The organism is Acetomicrobium hydrogeniformans ATCC BAA-1850, from assembly GCF_000160455.2.
Classification (GTDB): domain Bacteria; phylum Synergistota; class Synergistia; order Synergistales; family Acetomicrobiaceae; genus Acetomicrobium; species Acetomicrobium thermoterrenum.
Map to the genome: position 1 here is coordinate 1791764 of NZ_ACJX03000001.1, position 17006 is coordinate 1808769.

General features: G+C 44.7%; 14 protein-coding genes. 13 read left to right on the forward strand and 1 reads right to left on the reverse strand.

Features of this window, described 5'->3' with window-relative positions; all coding sequences use genetic code 11:
• The first annotated feature begins 27 nt into the window (after window positions 1-27).
• From uvrB to HMPREF1705_RS08995, 7 genes are read left to right on the forward strand one after another with little or no spacing between them, the layout of a single operon-like run.
• Complete coding sequence (uvrB, locus tag HMPREF1705_RS08965) at window positions 28-2052, forward strand: excinuclease ABC subunit UvrB (RefSeq protein WP_009201114.1); 2025 nt, start codon at window positions 28-30, stop codon at window positions 2050-2052.
• Window positions 2012-4852: an excinuclease ABC subunit UvrA gene (gene uvrA / locus HMPREF1705_RS08970; protein ID WP_009201113.1), complete on the forward strand. Its 2841-nt coding sequence runs from the start codon at window positions 2012-2014 to the stop codon at window positions 4850-4852. Before uvrB ends, uvrA begins: the two co-directional genes overlap by 41 nt.
• Window positions 4849-5625: a 23S rRNA (guanosine(2251)-2'-O)-methyltransferase RlmB gene (gene rlmB / locus HMPREF1705_RS08975; protein WP_009201112.1), complete on the forward strand. Its 777-nt coding sequence runs from the start codon at window positions 4849-4851 to the stop codon at window positions 5623-5625. Before uvrA ends, rlmB begins: the two co-directional genes overlap by 4 nt.
• Window positions 5618-5866: a DUF4911 domain-containing protein gene (locus HMPREF1705_RS08980; protein WP_009201111.1), complete on the forward strand. Its 249-nt coding sequence runs from the start codon at window positions 5618-5620 to the stop codon at window positions 5864-5866. Before rlmB ends, HMPREF1705_RS08980 begins: the two co-directional genes overlap by 8 nt.
• Window positions 5867-5868: 2 nt before the next feature.
• Window positions 5869-7239, forward strand: a complete 1371-nt coding sequence (locus tag HMPREF1705_RS08985) for a TldD/PmbA family protein (RefSeq protein WP_009201110.1) — start codon at window positions 5869-5871, stop codon at window positions 7237-7239.
• Window positions 7240-9588: a DNA translocase FtsK gene (locus tag HMPREF1705_RS08990; RefSeq protein WP_009201109.1), complete on the forward strand. Its 2349-nt coding sequence runs from the start codon at window positions 7240-7242 to the stop codon at window positions 9586-9588.
• Window positions 9575-10294 carry a thiamine diphosphokinase gene (locus tag HMPREF1705_RS08995; protein ID WP_242603579.1) on the forward strand — a complete coding sequence of 240 codons (720 nt, stop codon included), beginning with the start codon at window positions 9575-9577 and terminating at the stop codon, window positions 10292-10294. The genes HMPREF1705_RS08990 and HMPREF1705_RS08995 overlap by 14 nt, the downstream gene beginning before the upstream one ends.
• Window positions 10295-10314: 20 nt before the next feature.
• Here the strand turns inward: HMPREF1705_RS08995 and rpmB are convergent, their stop codons facing one another.
• Entirely contained in the window at window positions 10315-10509 is a 195-nt protein-coding gene (rpmB, locus tag HMPREF1705_RS10660) for a 50S ribosomal protein L28 (RefSeq protein ID WP_071804931.1), read from the reverse strand.
• Between the two features lie 96 nt (window positions 10510-10605).
• On the opposite strand from rpmB, the gene HMPREF1705_RS09005 reads away from it, so the two are divergent.
• From HMPREF1705_RS09005 to HMPREF1705_RS09030, 6 genes are read left to right on the forward strand one after another with little or no spacing between them, the layout of a single operon-like run.
• Window positions 10606-10824: an exodeoxyribonuclease VII small subunit gene (locus HMPREF1705_RS09005; RefSeq protein WP_009201106.1), complete on the forward strand. Its 219-nt coding sequence runs from the start codon at window positions 10606-10608 to the stop codon at window positions 10822-10824.
• Window positions 10821-11717, forward strand: a complete 897-nt coding sequence (locus tag HMPREF1705_RS09010; RefSeq protein WP_009201105.1) for a polyprenyl synthetase family protein — start codon at window positions 10821-10823, stop codon at window positions 11715-11717. Before HMPREF1705_RS09005 ends, HMPREF1705_RS09010 begins: the two co-directional genes overlap by 4 nt.
• Before the next feature lie 3 nt (window positions 11718-11720).
• Window positions 11721-13598: a 1-deoxy-D-xylulose-5-phosphate synthase gene (gene dxs, locus HMPREF1705_RS09015; RefSeq protein WP_050767856.1), complete on the forward strand. Its 1878-nt coding sequence runs from the start codon at window positions 11721-11723 to the stop codon at window positions 13596-13598.
• Window positions 13570-14373, forward strand: coding sequence for a TlyA family RNA methyltransferase (locus HMPREF1705_RS09020; protein WP_040348007.1), 804 nt, complete (start codon window positions 13570-13572; stop codon window positions 14371-14373). The genes dxs and HMPREF1705_RS09020 overlap by 29 nt, the downstream gene beginning before the upstream one ends.
• A 21-nt stretch (window positions 14374-14394) precedes the next feature.
• On the forward strand, window positions 14395-15276 hold the full coding sequence (locus HMPREF1705_RS09025) for an NAD(+)/NADH kinase (protein ID WP_009201102.1): 882 nt from the start codon (window positions 14395-14397) through the stop codon (window positions 15274-15276).
• A complete protein-coding gene (locus HMPREF1705_RS09030) occupies window positions 15276-16925 on the forward strand; it encodes a DNA repair protein RecN (protein ID WP_009201101.1) in 1650 nt (549 codons plus the stop codon). The genes HMPREF1705_RS09025 and HMPREF1705_RS09030 overlap by 1 nt, the downstream gene beginning before the upstream one ends.
• The last annotated feature ends 81 nt before the right edge of the window (window positions 16926-17006 follow it).

Genomic DNA, 17006 nt, shown 5'->3' on the forward strand with positions numbered 1-17006 from the left:
TATATACATGAGGTGGTTTTTGTAAAAATGAAGTACCAAGGAGAAGGCCAAAAAAAATTTGAGCTAGTAGCTCCCTGGAAACCGGCCGGGGACCAGCCACTCGCCATAGAAAAATTGGCCTTGGGCTTGAAGCAGGGCACGAGGTATCAAACTCTCCTTGGAGTTACGGGAAGCGGAAAAACCTTCACTATAGCGAATGTGATCGAGAAGATCCAAAGGCCGGTCTTGGTAATAGCTCACAACAAAACGCTAGCTGCACAGCTATACAGTGAATTTAAGGATTTCTTTCCTAATAACGAAGTCCATTATTTCGTTAGCTATTATGATTACTACCAACCCGAGGCATATTTACCATCGCAGGACATCTATATAGAAAAGGACGCTTCTATAAACGAAAGGATCGAAAAATTGAGATTGGCTACAACCAAGGCTTTGCTGGAAAGAAGAGATGTCATTGTAGTCGCAAGTGTGTCCTGTATATATGGTTTGGGAAGGCGAAAGTCCTACGAAGAGGCAATCTTTAGGTTTTCTGTCGGCGATAATATTAACCGAAAGGACTTCTTCAAGAGATTGCTCGACAACTATTACGAGCGTAACGATACGACGCTAGAGCCTGGAACATTCCGTGGACGAGGCGATGTCGTCGAAGTTTATCCTGCTTATAGCGATACAGCGTTACGTGTTTTCTTTTTCGATGACGAAATAGAGAGAATAGAGGAGATTGACCCCCTATGGGGTAAGACAATTGTCGAAAAGGATTGCGCTGCCGTATTTCCTGCTCAACACTACGTTACAACCCATGATTCAATTAAAAAGGCGTTAAAAGCAATTGAAGAAGAATTGGATTTCCGTGTAGCGGAGCTTCAATCGGAGGGTAAACTATTGGAGGCGCAACGTTTGTCGACTCGGACTCGTTATGATATGCAAATGTTATCCGAAGTTGGTTATTGTTCAGGTATAGAGAACTATTCAAGACATCTGGATGGCAGAAATCCGGGGGAACCGCCGGGAACCCTTCTGGATTTCTTCCCTGGCGATTTTGTCATGGTAATAGATGAGTCTCACATAACCGTTCCTCAAATCAGAGGGATGTACAATGGCGATGTTTCCAGAAAGAAGACGCTGGTGGAACATGGCTTCAGATTGCCTTCCTGTCTCGACAACAGGCCACTCCGGTGGGAGGAGTTCGAAGAATATATGAAACAAGTAATTTTCGTGTCGGCAACCCCCGGTGATTATGAATTATCGACATCGGAACAGGTAGTTGAGCTGCTTGTTAGACCCACAGGGATATTAGATCCCAAAGTAGAGGTAGTTCCTGCAAAACATCAACTTGACGATTTGCTCTATCGGCTTAAAGGGTGTCTGAAAGAAAACAAGAGAGTATTGGTCAATACTTTGACAAAGCGATCAGCTGAGGATTTGGCGGAATATCTTGCTGGATTGGGATATAAAGTGAAATACATCCATTCTGAATTCGATACCTTTGAAAGGGCCGAGCTGCTTCGTGATCTCAGGATTGGCACCATTGACATTTTGGTGGGAGTAAATTTACTGAGAGAGGGCCTCGATCTTCCTGAGGTAAGCTTGGTTGCCATACTCGATGCAGACAGGGAAGGTTTCTTGCGTTCTTCTCGCTCCATTATTCAGATGATCGGAAGGGCGGCAAGACATGCGGCAGGTATGGTAGTTCTCTATGCCGACGAAATGACGGAAAGCATTAAGGTGGCAGTAAGCGAGACAGAACGTCGAAGAAAAATACAGGAAGCCTTTAACATCGAACACGGAATTGAGCCGAAGAGCATTGTTAAACCCATTGTACATCTTTTGCCGGAAGAGCTCTTGGAAAAAAGAGAGGGCGAAGGAGATCACGGGGCGGTTCCAAGGCCCAGCGAAGTGTCTCTCGAAGAACTGGAGCGCATGATGTGGGATGCCGTTGCAAAACTTAACTTCGAAGAGGCTGCGAGATTGCGAGATTTGATCAGCGATATCAAGGGAGGAAGAATTACGCGTGGAACAGTACATAATCGTAAAAGGAGCAAGACAGCATAATTTAAAAAACATAAATATCAAGATCCCCAAAAACAAAATGGTGGTGATAACAGGGCCATCGGGATCGGGTAAATCGTCGCTGGCATTTGATACCATATATGCAGAGGGTCAACGCAGGTACGTCGAATCTCTGTCGGCCTTCGCGAGGCAGTTTTTGGGTATACAAGATAAACCTGATGTAGATGACATATCCGGTTTGTCGCCGGCTATATCGATAGAACAAAAGGGAATATCTCACAATCCACGTTCAACAGTTGGAACAGTTACCGAAATTTACGATTATTTGAGACTTTTGTATGGCAGAGCAGGAGTGCCATATTGTCACATATGCGGTCACGAAGTGCATCGCTATACTGTGGACGAAATAGTAGACTTAGTGTTGAATAAATGGAAGGATAGAAGGCTTACGATACTTGCTCCAGTGGTCAAGGGGAAAAAGGGAGAACACAAAAATCTATTTTTGAAGTTGCGACAAGCAGGTTACGTAAGAGTTCGGGTTGATGGTCAGGTTCTTTGGCTTGAAGAGGAAATAGCTCTGGATAAAAACAGACCACACAATATAGAAGTTGTTTTGGATCGTATAAAAGCCCATGAAAGCAGAAGAGATCGTTTGAGCGAGGCTGTTGAAAAATCCTTCGAATTAGCCGAGGGGTTTGTTCTTTTTCTAATAGACGAAATAGAGGAGGAACTGTTAACTAATAAATTCGTGTGCCCCGATTGCGGAATATCTATCCCGGAAATAGAGCCCAGGCTTTTTTCCTTCAATAGCCCCTATGGCGCATGCCCCTCTTGTTCGGGAATCGGAAGTTATGAGTACTTTTCTAAAGAATTTGCAATAGATCCTGAAAGAAAGGTATTAGAAGGTGCCATTATACCTTGGGGCAAAAATCATTACATGTTAAGGCGCTTGGAGGCTATAGCGAAAAAGAAGGGATGGAACTTAGACCTCCCCTTTAAGTCATTGCCCAAATATGTCGTTGAGATGGTAATAAACGGTTCAAACGATAGAGCTCCAATGACATATAGAGAACATGGCGAAGAATTTACTTATATGGGGCGATATGAAGGTTTAATTCCTTGGTTAGAAAGGCGCTGGAGAGAGACTGAGTCGGACAACGTCAAAGAGGAACTTTCCAAATTCAGGACGGAAGATATATGCGAAAGCTGTGGTGGAAAGCGATTGCGACCGGAAGCTTTGGCGGTCAAGATAGCGGGTTATACAATTGGTGACATGGTAGAAATGCAGGTCGCTAATTTAGTCAATGTAGTCAACAAAATAAGATCAGAGGAGAGCAAATGGGAAAAAGTTGTACGTCCTGTCGTCGAGGAACTACTTAAGAGGCTTTCCTTTCTCGTTGATGTAGGAGTTGGCTATTTGACGTTAAATAGAAGGGCCGATACTTTGAGCGGCGGGGAAAGCCAGCGAATTCACCTTGCTACTCAGATAGGATCGAAGTTGACCGGAGTTCTCTATGTATTAGACGAGCCGACTATCGGACTTCACTCTAGAGATACAAACAGGTTGCTAAAAACGTTGGAATCGATAAAAGATCTGGGCAATAGCATTATCATCGTTGAACATGACAGAGAAGTAATGATGGCTGCAGATCATATCATAGAGCTGGGCCCGGAGGCAGGAGAGAGAGGGGGAGAGATTGTATTTGAAGGTTCTAGCGATGAGATTAAAAATTCCTGCTGTCTCTCTGCCCGCTACCTGCGCGGAGAAAGCTCTGGCGTTGTCTTCCCTCCCGGCAACAGCAGGCGGAAGCCAAAAGGATATATAAAGATATACGGAGCCGAAGAGAATAACTTAAAATCTATTGATGTTTCGATTCCGCTGGGCGGCCTGGTCTGTATAAGCGGAGTTTCTGGCTCAGGCAAAAGTACTTTGCTTTATGAAATAATATTTAAAGGCATCAAAAAACTTATAGATAGCGATTTTAGAGCAAGAGTGGGCAAACATAGAACTATCGAAGGGTACTCTCAAGTTCAAAATGTTGTTCTCATTGACCAAAGCCCTATTGGTCGGACGCCAAGGTCTAATCCTGCAACGTACACTGGCGTCTTTACTCATATAAGGGAATTTTACTCCATGCTTCCGGAAGCTAAGCTGAGAGGTTATTCTGTGGGGAGATTTAGTTTTAACGTCAAAGGCGGCAGATGCGAAGCCTGTAAGGGAGAAGGAGTAGTGCGCGTTCCCATGCTCTTTATGCCCGATGCTTACGTGACATGTGAAGTATGTAAGGGGAAACGCTACAACAGGGAAACCCTAGAAGTAAAGTTTAAAGGCAAAAACATAACTGACGTTCTCGATATGACGGTAGATGAGGCCTGCGAGTTCTTTAAGGATATTCCGAAGATCGAAAAGAAACTTTCCGTCATAAAAGAGGCCGGATTGGGTTATATACGTCTCGGTCAACCGGCACCTACCTTAAGCGGAGGCGAAGCTCAAAGGGTTAAACTCGCCACAGAGCTTGCCAAGCAATTCAGGGGCTCCACCCTATATCTTTTGGATGAACCGACAACAGGGTTGCATTATAGCGATGTAAAAAAGTTGCTCTTACTTTTGCATAGATTGGTCGATCAAGGTAACACAGTTGTGGCGATAGAGCACAATTTAGATTTTATTGCCTCCTGTGACTACATAGTTGATTTGGGACCGGAAGGCGGAGATGGCGGTGGCTACGTGGTTGCTGTGGGGATGCCTGAAGAGTTGGCCGAGAACGAACGTAGCTATACAGGTAAATATTTATCTTCCTTTTTGGGAGATATTAGAGGGGGAAGGTATTTAGTATCATGAGAGACTCCGGCATCGAAGATATATGTTACGGGCGCCATCCTGTGATAGCTCTTTTGGAGGAATCGCCGCATCGTTGTCATAAGATATTGATATCAGAAGGAATTAACAAAAAGCTTGTTGATGACATTTACGATAGGGCACGCAAGAATGGCATTCCTGTTCTGAAGGTAGATAATAAAACTCTCGACAGAGTATCGGGAGGGGCCTCTCATCAAGGGGTATTAGCCTATATTTCCCAAGGAAATTTGGGTGATATCAATCAATTGATAGACAGAATAACAGAAAAAAAGGATAACTCCCTTGTTGTAGTTGCAGATAAAATAAAAGATCCTAACAACCTTGGGGCTATAATCAGGAGCGCAGAAGTCTTTGGGGCTTTGGGCGTGATTTTCCCAAAGCGCAACAGTGCTTATCCAAGCAGTGCGGTGCATAAAAGCAGTGCCGGCGCGAGTATGCGTGTTATGATGGTTTCTGTGAGCAACTTGGTGAGTGCTATAAAGAGGCTGCAGGAAAACGGGATGTGGGTTGTGGGGTTGGACCAGAGAGCTGACAGATACCTCTGGGATGAGCCTTCGATCAGAGGTAAGCTCACCCTGGTGGTTGGTTCGGAAGAGGCTGGCATTTCTCCGATCGTTGCTAGGGCTTGCGATGATATAAGATCTATACCTATGTTTGGGAAGACGGGGTCCTTAAATGCTGCAGTAGCGGCAAGCATAGGCATGTATGAATGGATGGAAAGCGTTGTAAAAGGTGGAGAAGGTAGGGATGGTTAAATACAAATCGGCTCTATGTAAACTTTTGCTGCGCGTAAACGAATCCGATATTTTCTATTTGAGCGCTATTGTCGACGGTTATGATAACTTAGGGTATGTCAGAAAAGAAGAAGCTCCCAATGGGCATGTTTGGTTTTATTATGCCGGCGATATGGAAGAAGAGGTTTATGAGTTGATATCGTTGCTTAGAAGCGAAATAGATGATTTCCAGGTCGCAGGGGGAAGTATAAGAATTGAATAGGGGTGATCCCTTTGTCTGTTAATGCTCTTGTCGAAGCACTAATTTCCTTGGGACGCAAAAAAGATATTTTTTGCGATCTTTATATCCAGAGTTCTTTTGGCCATAGCATATCTGTTGAAGATGGCAGAACTGAAGAGATAACATCAGGAAGCGCCGGAGGTAGCGGATTTCGTCTCCTATGCGACGGAAAGACTCACTATGGTCACGTTCACGGTATTACGTCCGATGTGGCAGTAAAGTTAGTTGATGATGTCATTAAAACGATAAATATCAATTGCCCTTTACCCATGCCTGCGCCGGAACCCCTTGTAAAACAGGAACAGCTTACGAATGCACAAATTGATAGCGCTATGTTAAGGGAAATACATCATAATCTCGTAAAAGAAAGTAAATATATAAAAAAGGTAACCTTAAGGCTGAGCACCTCTGAAAAAGAAATAACTATTATTAACAGTCGGGGAGATTTAGTTAGAGATACCAGGTATTCATCTCGCTTTTCTGCCCACATCGTCGTGGAAAAAGACGGCAAGCTCTTTTCGGGGTACGAGTCAAGAGGATTCAGCCTTCCTTTTGCAAAGTTTTTAGAAAGAACGGATACAACGTCAACAGCTTTAAAAGCTGCCAAAAGGGCCTTGCTTGGTCCAGAATGTTCTCCTTGTCCAGCAGGGAAGATACCCGTAGTTCTATCAGGAGAGGCAGGGGGGACGATGATTCATGAGGCTTGTGGCCATGCCTTGGAAGGCGATATAGTCTATAAAAATCGCTCCGTTTTTAAGGATAGGATTGGTGAAGTGGTTGCCAATCCGGCCGTTACATTAATAGATGATGCCACTATCGAAGGTGCTTTTGGGTCGTATAAATTTGACGATGAGGGCACGCCTGCCCAAAGGACTATCTTGATTGAAGATGGAATATTAAAGGCGTATATGGCAGACGTATTTTGTAATAAAATGTGGGGACTTCCCCTGACTGGCAATGGAAGAAGGGAATCCTATACTTCTTATCCCATAACCAGGATGTCAAATACCTTTCTCTTGCCGGGAAATATGGAAAAGGGGGAAATCATCTCGCGAGTTTCTTTCGGGCTTTACGCTCAAAAGATGGGTGGCGGTGAGACGGATCCCACAACCGGTGATTTTGTCTTTAATGTGGAAGAGGCATACCTCATCGAGGATGGGAAGATAACCGTTCCGGTAAAAGGTGCTATCCTGGTTGGGAACGGGCCTCAAGTGTTGAAAGATATTTTGGCCGTTGGAAGCGATCTAGAACTTGATGTCGGCTTTTGTGGAAAAAACGGCCAATCCGTTCCAGTGACGGATGGTCAGCCAACAGTTCTCATAAAAGAGCTAGTCGTAGGAGGAAGCGATATTTAAATGTCAGACCGCTATTCGAGAAGGGCAAAAGGCAGGTCAAAAACGAATAAAAGAGGAATTAAAGAGCGGGTAGGCGGATTGACTCATACCCTGAAAGCAGCCTTTGTTGACTTTTTTAACGAAGAGAGATGCCATGTTAGGATGCAAAGAGCAACCAGGATGTTCGAATTTCTTTTGATTCTTCTTCTTTTCGTTACTATTTACCTAATTACAAGCATATTTACTCCATGGACAGGCTTTATCGGCGAGCGATCAAAGGAGTTTCTAACGGGAAAATGGGGTCTTGCCTCATTAATTCCGCTGTTTTATTTAAGTTATATATGTATTGTGCTCTTGGCTAAGCGAAAGGTTTCGGCCATATTGGCTCAAACTGGTATAGTGTTTTTGTCTTTTTTGATTCTCGAGCTATTCCTCGGTTTGATATACATAAATAATCCAAACACTTTTGATATAACCTTTTGCGGAACCTGGGGTTATTTCATTGCATCAATATCGCTTCAAAGCGTTGGACCTCTTGGTATTTCTCTTTTTGGATTGATGTTGGCAATCACGCTTTTTTTTCTCCATGGAAAGGGAGATTTCACGGAGTTCATTTCAGCCTTGAAATTACCTTTTTCAAGGCTTCGCCGTAAATTAAAAGATTTTTATCTATCTTTATTCGGAAAGAGGAGCAGACGTGACAAATCCGAATCCATCGATTATGGGTTTCAGTCCCATGATGCGATCGATTTTCGCGATCATGCCAAAGAGGTAAGCGAAAGAGTTGCCGATATTGGGCTTCCTCTATCGTCTGTAATCGGGGAAAAGGCAGATGATATTGTTTCTGAAATTAGCGAAGATGGCTATAGTGCGTTTGAAGTTGACGACGCTGAAGACGGTTTTGTGTTACCTCCCGATGTGGAACCTGGAAAGTTTCCTCCACCTTTGGATATATTGGGGGCAGCCGTTGACAACGACATAACTGCCGATATCAAGCCCACTTTGGAGCGATACGGGGCCAAGATAATCGATACTTTGGCCGAATTTGGAATAGAAGCGGAGTTAGCGGATATAGTACAGGGGCCTACGGTAATTCAATTTCGTATACAAATAGCACCTGGAATAAAAGTCAGCAGGATAGCGGCTTTGTCGAACGATCTGGCATTGGCTTTAGCAGTTCCCAGTCTCAGAGTGGAAGCTCCGATACTGGGACAGCCTTATGTGGGCATAGAGATACCGAACCCTAAGCGAAGGGCCGTACATTTGAAAGAGGTCATAGAGTCTCCTAACTTTACGCATTCAAAATATGAATTGCCTTTACCGCTTGGCTTGAACGTAGACGGCACTCCCATGGTGGTTGGGCTTGAGAGCCTTCCTCATTTGCTCGTGGCGGGAACAACCGGATCGGGTAAGAGTGTTTTTATTTCCTCTTGTTTGATTGGAATGTGCTTCGAGAGGCGTCCAGATGAAGTTAAACTGCTTCTCATAGACCCCAAAAGAGTAGAGATGACCTTTTACGAAAAGCTTCCTCATGTCCTGGCTTCGCCAATAGTGGAGACAAAGGAGGCAGTGGCTGCCCTGGCTTGGGCTATTAACGAAATGGAGCGGAGATACGATCTCTTTGCAAAAGCACGAGTAAGAAATATCGTGTCTTACAACGAGAAGGTTTTACCGAAGGATAGGCTCTACAATATCGTGATTGTAGTAGACGAATTGGCAGACTTAATGATGACTTCGCCTAAAGAAGTAGAAGATTATATTTGCAGGTTAGCTCAGATGGCAAGGGCAACGGGGATTCACCTTATTTTGGCTACGCAACGACCATCGGTCAATGTAGTGACCGGTTTGATTAAGGCAAATATTCCAGCTCGAGTGGCCTTCGCATTGCCATCCCAGGCCGATTCAAGAACAATCCTCGATGTAGGAGGCGCCGAGAAGCTCCTTGGAAAGGGTGACATGCTTTTTCTGTCTCCAAAGTACGCAAAACCCGTCAGAATCCAAGCTCCATGGGTGGATGAGGACACTATAAATCGCTTTATACAATACACCGTTAACATCTTTGGGGAACCAGAATATATCAACATATCGGAGGAGGGGCAGACGAGCCATGAGGTTGCCTATTTGGACGATCCTCTGCTCGAAGAAGCCGTTGAAGTTGTCTTGGCGACAGGTATAGCCTCTGCCAGCAGACTTCAGCGTCAACTTAGGATTGGATTTACAAGGGCAGCACGTATTATCGATACCATGGAACAATTGGGCATAGTCGGTCCTCAGGAGGGATCTAAACCTAGGGAAATACTTCTCGATGAAGGTAAGGCAAGGGAGGTTTTGGCCGAAGCGTTGGGTGGTGAAAGCAGTGGAATTGATTGAAGTCGATTCTTTTTCGATGCGTAGAACCCCCTCCTTTCGTGACTGCAAGGTTTTACTGATAGCAGGCGGAAAGCCTCCAAGTGACGCATGGCTGGAAGCTACGACGAGATGTTTTGACGTTTGGGTAGCCGATAGAGGAGTTACCTATTGCAGAAAATTAAATGTCATACCTAAAGCGATTGTCGGCGACGGAGACAGTTCTCCTTTGGAGGATTGGGCATGGGCTGAGGAGGCTGGAGCGAAAGTTTACAGATATCCAAAAGACAAAGATTACACCGACTTACAGCTTGCCATAATGCAAATTAGCAGAAGTTACGGTAGGTCGGTATCTGTCTTTGTTACGGCGGGACTAGGCGGCAGATTGGACCACTCTTTGAGCAATATTTTTAGCTTGCGATTGGCAGAAAAATGGGGAGTGGATGCTGCTGGTTTTCTTGACGAAGAGGAATCCCTTATACTGCTAAGGGGCGGGGAGGAATTGAAATTGCATTTTTACAATAAGCCTCTTGCTATCTCCCTTTTGTCTCTAACCCCGTGCTCTCACGGGGTTAGCATAAAAAAAGTTAAATGGGAACTGGATAATGCTACGTTGAGGCTCGATGAACCCTTTGCCGTCAGTAACGAGTTGATAAACGATGAACGAGAAGTTGATTTAAAGGTCGATAGCGGTTGTGTTGGAGTATATATATGTCTGGGCCCAAAATGAATATTATAAAAAGCGGGCTTTTAAATTGCCCGCTTGACCAAACCGGAGCGCAAACAACGAGTACAGACTTTCATCCGCTTCTTGATACCACCACCGAGATCAACGTTAACGACCTGCAAATTTACCAGCCAACGACGCCTGGTTTTGCGATTGGAATGACTAACCTTATTCCCGGTTATCGGACCTCGTCCACAACAATCACATACACGAGACATGGCAAGTTACCTCCTTTGCAATATAAAACGGCGAGGGTATTTTAGCATGTATGAGAGCAAAAAATCAAATGAAAAGTCCAGTTTGGGGGAGTGAAAATGTCGTTTTCAAAAGATATTGAAGAGTTAGAAAAGATAATACAACGACTGGAAAAGGAGGCGCTTCCTCTTGAGGAGGCAATGAGCATATTTGAGCGAGGAGTTGCCTTGGTGAGAAGTTGTCAGGCCTATCTTGCCGAGGCGGAGCAAAAGATAATGCTCGTAAGCGAAGAAGGTGACGAGACCCCTTGGGAACCTCGAGAGGAGGGTGAAAATTGAGTAATGTTGAACTAAAACAAATCTTTGAGTCGAAAAAAGAAAAAATAGATACCTATTTGGAGAATATACTCAACAATGACGAGATTCCGGAGGTCTTGTGTCAATGTATTGCCTATTCGCTTTTGAATGGGGGGAAGAGGATAAGGCCTGTCCTGTGTCAAATAACCGCCGAAAAACTTGGCATTGACCCCGATGGAGTGTTGCCTTTAGCGGCCGCCATAGAGATGGCACATACTGCCTCTTTAATTCACGATGATCTTCCCTGCATGGATAATGATGATTATAGACGTGGAAAACTAACGAACCATAAAGTATATGGCGAAGCAATGGCCGTTTTGGCAGGAGATTCGTTGTTGGCTTACGGCTTCGAATTATGCTTGCAAGAACTGCCGAGACTTGGCTTTACCCAATCGAACATACTTAACGCCCTTAAAATTTTCTCCCATGCCATTGGACCCTGTGGAATATGTGGAGGGCAGGCTCTCGATATAACACAGGAAGGCCACGAAGGAGAGGAGGAGTTTTTGTGGAAAATGTGCGAGCTTAAAACGGCCACCTTGCTTCGTGCTTCCATCACCGCTTCGGCTGCACTCGTCGGAGCTGGTGAAAAAACAATGTCATGTTTACATAATTATGGGACACATCTCGGCATTTCCTTTCAGATCATTGATGATATACTCGATGTAACGGGAACCATTTCAGAGCTTGGAAAAACGCCAGGAAAAGACGCTAAGGAGGGCAAACTAACGTTTGTCGCCCTTCACGGTTTGGAAAGAGCGAAGGAGTTGGCCATGGAAGAAACGAAAAAAGCAATAGACTCGATTCTTCCATTAGGACCTGATTTCGAAGTTTTTCTAGATATTGCGGAATATATTGCGAGGAGGTCTAAATAAGCCTTGTCATTGAATTATTTAGGTAAAATCAAAGACTACAGGGACCTTCGCCATTTGAAGCATACAGAAAAGAGCCGGCTTTGCAACGAAATAAGACAAATGATCATAGATGTGGCTACGGAAAACGGAGGACATCTAGCCTCATCTCTGGGGACTGTCGAATTAACCGTTGCGCTGCTATCAGTTTACGACCCATTGGAGGACAAGATTGTCTTTGATGTTGGCCATCAATGTTATACCTATAAGATATTGACGGGACGTAAGGATCGATTTAACACGCTGAGGCAATGGGAAGGAATTAGCGGATTTCCCAAAAGAGAGGAAAGCTCCTTCGATCACTTTAACACCGGCCATGCAGGTACGTCCATTTCAGCCGCGATGGGATATGCCAAGTCTCGCGATCTTTTGCGCCAAAAACATGAAGTCATTGCTGTAGTAGGAGATTCTTCCATATCGAATGGCATGTCCTTTGAGGCGTTAAACCAGATCGATGAACTTAAGACAAAAGTGATAATAATCTTAAATGACAATAAAATGTCCATAAATGTTCTAATCGGCGGTTTAGCTAAACACCTTAGCCACTTGAGCACTAATCCTTCGTATAGAAAGGCAAAGGATGCTATAAAGTCGCTTTGCGAGGGATTGCCCTTGGGTAGCGCACTAGTCGCAGAGGCGTTAAAGAAGATGAAATACCAGGTAAAGACAATGTTTCAGCCGATCAACATATTTGAAGCTTTGGGCATTAACTATTGGGGACCTTTCAACGGACACAACATAGAAGAGCTTGAAGAGGTATTCAAACTGGCCAAAGCCTTTGATGAATCAGTTTTAATACACGTTATAACCCAAAAGGGCAAAGGTTACGTTCCGGCCGAAGAAAACCCAACCAAATATCATGGAGTGTCTGCGAAAAAGCCGAATTCCTCGGCCACCTCTTTATCCTGGAGCAAGGCTTCAGCTCAATGCGTTGAGAAACTTGCGGAAAACGATGACAGAATTATTTGTCTTACCGCTGCAATGGAGGAAGGTTGCAATTTGACAGGATTTAAAAAGAAATTCCCGGGAAGATTCTTTGACGTAGGTATTGCAGAAGAGCATTTGCTTACCTATGCTGCCGGCTTGGCAGCGGGAGGATTGCGACCGGTCGTCTTTATTTATTCTACCTTTTTGCAGAGGGCGGCAGATCAACTATATCACGATATAGCTATGCAAAGGTTGCCGGTTCTTGTTGCCTTAGATAGGTCCGGGCTTGTCGGCGAGGATGGCGAAACACATCATGGGCTGCTCGATATCTCTTGGTATAAATCGGTCCCGGGACTGACCATTGCGTCGCCCCGGGATGTAATAGATTTGGAATATATATTCGCCCACTTAATTGAGCATAGTGCTTTGCCGGCCATAATAAGGTATCCAAAGGGAGAGGCCCCATTTTCTCTAGGTAGAAGAGATGGGGATCAACCCTTCGAATGGCTCAAATCCGAAATCTTGAGACAGGGGGAAGAGATCCTTTTGATTGGCTATGGGGGCACTATGCCTATCCTTCTGGAATCTTGCGATAAAATCAATAATTTATTACACATAAATCCTACTGTGGTTGACTTGAGATTTATAAAGCCATTGGATTTAGAGACGCTTGAGAGGTTGTTTTCTGCCCATTCTTGTGTCGTAATTGCCGAGGAGACCTATAGTATAGGGGGCGTAGGCGAACAATTGAGCAAGTTTGCCTTTGACGTAAATAAAGGCCTGGATTGGATTCATATCGCAATTCCTGACATTTATGTTCCTCAAGGGGCAAGAGATGAACAGCTTCGTTATGTTGGATTAAGCAGCGATGAGGTGGTGAAAAGGGTTAGTGAACACTTCGAAAGAGCGATTGGATAAACTGCTCATCTATCGAGGACTTGTTGATACGAGAAATAAGGCAGCGGCATTGATTCTAGCGGGAAGGGTTAAGGCAAATGGCGAGCTTGTTTCAAAGGCTGGCACCTTCGTCGATATTGATTGCGATATTGAAATAGTCCGACAGGATAGTTGGGTAAGCAGGGGAGCTCATAAGTTACTCAAGGCGTTAGACATTTTTGGCATGAATCCTGTAGGTTTGGTTTGTATCGATATTGGCGCTTCCACAGGAGGTTTTACGCATGTATTGCTCGAGAGGGGCGCAAAAAAGGTATATGCAGTTGATGTAGGTTACGGCCAGTTGGCCTGGTCTTTGAGGCAGGACGAGCGTGTTGTGGTGAGGGAAAAGACAAACGCGAGATATTTGCGAAGAGAAGATTTTGACGAGGACGCCGACTTAATTACCGTCGATGTTTCCTTCATATCGTTGAAGTTAATACTTCCCGTCTTAGTCGATCTGCTGTCAAAAAGTGGAGATATAATAGCTTTGGTGAAGCCGCAATTCGAAGCAGGAAGGGAAAGGGTTGGCAAAGGCGGAGTTGTAGCAGACCCAAAGGTGCACGAAGAAGTTTTACGCGATCTTATTTTGTGGATAGAACGGAATGTCCCATTTAATGCATCGGGGCTGACGCATTCTCCAATAAAGGGTCCAAAGGGAAACATCGAATTTCTATTACATTTGACTCCCAGGAAAATACAGCAAAGCCCTTTGAACTTTAATGAAGCCGTCCTTGCTGCCCATGACGAACTTAATTGACGTCGAAATGAGGTACATTTTATGGATCAAATTCTTTTAATCGTGAATACTAGAAAGTCAACGGCACTTAACCTGGCATACAGGTTGATAGGATGGGGTAAAAAAAGGACGATCGGCTTTGTGGCTCCATCTCACGAGTCGGCCATGCTTGGGTTGCCCGAATTCGATTGGAACATTGAAACCAACCCGGTGAAATTTGGCGTTGTCATTGGTGGAGATGGGACCTTTCTCAGGGCCTCTCGTATGGTGATGGATTTTGATATTCCATTGTACGGCATTAACGTCGGGCGTCTGGGTTTTTTGGTGACGGGCAATCCCGATAATGCTGAAGAGGAAATTGAAAAGATCTTGTCCGGAGAATACAGGATACAGAAGCGTCAGGCTCTCAAGGGCAGCGTGACGCGAAAGGGAAGCCTTGTCCACGTATTGTACGCCCTCAATGACTTAGTTATAACCAAGGGACCGCTTGCCAGGTTGATCGAGGTCGAGTCGAGAGTAAACGATTACTTTTTGAGCCTGCTTCCCGCGGATGGAATTATCGTATCGACTCCCACAGGATCTACAGCTTACGCTCTCTCCGCTGGCGGGCCTATTTTACCTCCCCATGTAAATGCGATGGTCATGGTTCCCATATGCCCTCATACGCTATATGCCCGACCTTTAGTGCTGGGTTCGGAGGACACAATATCTCTTATACCCAAAAGCGATCAGAAGGAGATATATCTCACTCAAGACGGACAACTGGGTTACGAGCTAATGGTTAAGGATAGGATAGACATATCAATTGCCCGAGATAAATGCGTTTCAACGATCGAGCTCAAAGAAGATAATTACTTCGACCTTTTGAGGGAGAAATTGCAGTGGGGTAACGTAAGCGTGCGTCAGGGCGAGGAGGATTGGTAGTGCTCGAAGAACTTCATGTCAAGAACATAGGCGGTATAACTACAGCATCTTTGAGGCTCAGGGGTAACTTTATAGCCATCACTGGCGAAAGCGGGTCGGGGAAGAGCAGCTTAGTGAGGGCCCTTGAGTTATTGGCAGGAAAAAGGGCACAGGCTAATTATTTACGAGTAGGGGAAGATAACGGCGAGGTGGAAGGAGCCTTTCAGGCTGATCACATTCCCTCATTGCCCGAGGAACTTCAGCCTCAGGAGGGAATATGGGTAGTAAGGCGTGTGGTTACATCTGAGGGGCGAAGCAAATCCTACATTCAGGGTCATGTCGTGCCGCTTAACATCCTTTCCAGGGCAATGGTGCATTTTATCCATATTCAAAGTCAATTTTCACAATTGGATCTGTTGGACGAAAACAGCCAGCTTGACTTGCTCGATAGTTACGGTGGCTTAGAATTGAAACAAAAGAAGATGGATATGGCGACGGTATTCCACAGGGCCGTAGAAATGGAAAGACGTATTCAGGAGCTCACCCAGAGGCGTAAGTCAGTCGAGGAAAGATATAACGGTGCAGATGAGCTAACCAATTTATTGAAGTCGTTGAATCCCTCGCTTTCCAGCGAATACGAATGGGAAGATGAACTGAGGATGATAAGAGACGAGATAAGTCGAAGGCAAGAGCTGGAAAGGATATTAATTGCTATAGAAGGCGGTATTGCCTCGGGCGGTTTGGAGGGCGAGGTGGAAAGTATTTCAGGGAGGCTTAAAGCAATCTTGAATTCGGAAGAAATAGATCGTACTGTTCAAAATCTTTTAATAAGCCTGCAACAATTGACTCATCAGATACAAGAAGTTCTCGAAAGCACTCCAACAATCGAAGAATTGCAGCACAAAGAAGAAGAATTGGAGACAAAACTCGGAAAGCTTAGAAAGTGCAAACGTATTGCTAAAGCCTCATCTATTGAAGAGCTTGTAGAGTATTACAATACCGCCCAAAAGGAAATATCCTGGTTATCCGAAAGTCTCGTCGAACTGGAAAGATTAAAAGACGAGCTAAGCAAATTAAAAAAAGACGTGAGCCAGCACGCGCTTGATCTACGCGCTTCTCGAATTAAAATAGCGAAGGAATTAGAAGAAGCCGTCAATTCTCATTTAAAGGATCTTGGAATGGAGACTACTACGCTTACGATCAAAGTTGAGGAATTGAAGAAGGTTCGATCCAGCGGAGCGGAATCGATCAGTTTTATGATAGAGGCAAACGGCAATGCGCCGTCACCTATTTCCAAAATAGCCTCAGGAGGGGAATTGAGTCGAATTTTGTTGGCACTGCAAATGGCATTACCGGAGGAAACCCTGCCCAAATTGCTGATAGTCGATGAAGTGGAAGCCGGGTTGGGAGGCAAGGCTGCTCTGTTGGCCGGCCTTAAGCTTAAGGAGCTTTCGACTAAATGCCAGATTATACTCATAACCCATGAGGCTACCATTGCATCCCTTGCGGACCAGCATTTTCGGGTAACAAAGGAGGGTGAGGAATCTTACGTCAAAGAGTTAAACGAAGAGGAAAGGGTGCAGGAAATTGCGAGGATGTTGTCGGGTACTAGCGAAATAAAAGAAGCTGTAGTCCACGCAGAAAGATTGCTTAGGCTTCGCGATGAATAGTATTATAAAACTTGTCTAATTTTGCCTATTTAACGATTATAGTAATTGAAGTAAAATACTACGAAAGATGCCAATTCCTTC